The sequence below is a fragment of the Lactococcus sp. EKM203L genome (assembly GCF_011800585.1).
Lineage (GTDB): Bacteria > Bacillota > Bacilli > Lactobacillales > Streptococcaceae > Lactococcus > Lactococcus lactis.
Genome location: NZ_JAALEQ010000037.1, coordinates 1 through 1,047, shown reverse-complemented (window position 1 = coordinate 1,047; position 1,047 = coordinate 1). Strand labels below are relative to the sequence as shown.

Annotated in this window: 2 protein-coding genes; both read right to left on the bottom strand. The window is 37.7% G+C overall.

The genetic code is table 11. The features are described 5' to 3' along the window. Nucleotides 1-149: 149 nt before the first annotated feature. A complete protein-coding gene (locus HFD15_RS13955) occupies nt 150-443 on the bottom strand; it encodes a hypothetical protein (protein WP_167593814.1) in 294 nt (97 codons plus the stop codon). Continuing rightward, the gene (locus HFD15_RS14485; protein ID WP_238785380.1) at nt 436-891 is read right to left on the bottom strand and encodes a hypothetical protein; all 456 of its coding nucleotides are present in this window, start codon (nt 889-891) and stop codon (nt 436-438) included. The genes HFD15_RS13955 and HFD15_RS14485 overlap by 8 nt, the downstream gene beginning before the upstream one ends. Nucleotides 892-1,047: the final 156 nt, after the last annotated feature.

Sequence of the window (1,047 nt, the reverse complement as noted above, 5' to 3'; positions counted from 1 at the left end):
CGTCCAAATCTAAGACGTTTCGGAAAAGTCTAGCGGAATATCCCCACTTCCACTTCATTGCATAAAACTTCAAAGCACTGTTGAAATCATCGAAATCAGTAGTGCTTAGCAATTCTCCGTCATCATACTCATCAACAAAATATTTGTTTTTACTCATCATCCCCTCCAATCGCTGCGAGTGCATGTCTAGCTATGTTAGGATTTCTATTTCTCCTGAACTGCATACCATATCTTGAACGGTCTATTTCTGTCAGTGCCTTTTTCGCAGTGTTAAGCTGTTCTTGGAGTTTTTCAGCTCTGAGATATTCCATCAAGTGAGCACCAGAAGCTTCTGACCATTGAGTGCGCCAGAATTCTGCATTTAAATTATATTTAGGCGGTTTAGGTACATCTTCTGACCTTCCTGTATGTTGGAAACCGCAAAGTTCTGTTTTTTCAGTCATTCTTTTCTCCCTCTAGCGCTTCAAGTGCCGCATTCTCAGCTAGTACAACATCAATGTTCTTTCCAGTTACTTTTTCAATATACTTAGTTACATTTTCATGAGTCTTAGCAAACTTTGGAAGTCTAGAGTCAACAAAATTTCCTATAACAATATTTTCATCATCGTTTGCTAGGATACTGATACTAATTAAAGTTTGAATGCAGTTCTCTAGTTCTTCTTGGAGTTTTTCAACCGAAAGTTTGTCAGTGGTAGCTGAAAGTGCTAGCTTTTGAAGTTTGTCAAATTCTTCCATAGGCATTGTGACAGTCAGAGATTCGCTTTTATCAAAATTCCCAATTAAATTACCTGGTGCTTCACTATACAGACGTTCTTTCGCTATTGACTCTTTATATTTTCTAGCATCTTCTTTGTATATTTCACGCAAACTTTTTCCTGATATATCGCTCATTCTCACACCTCAATAATTTTTTGTTTTTACTGCCCCACATTGAGGGCATTTATAATAAAAAGTACCGCAACATCCGCAAGCATCTGGGAAGTCATCAAACCACTTCATATCTAAATTACATTCATCACATTTCATTCTCCGTCCTCCACAGGCACA

What these genes read in the sequence shown, in the direction of transcription:
- HFD15_RS13955 (WP_167593814.1), bottom strand. Translation starts at nt 443, where the DNA reads ATGACTGAAAAAACAGAACTTTGCGGTTTCCAACATACAGGAAGGTCA.
- HFD15_RS14485 (WP_238785380.1), bottom strand. Translation starts at nt 891, where the DNA reads ATGAGCGATATATCAGGAAAAAGTTTGCGTGAAATATACAAAGAAGAT.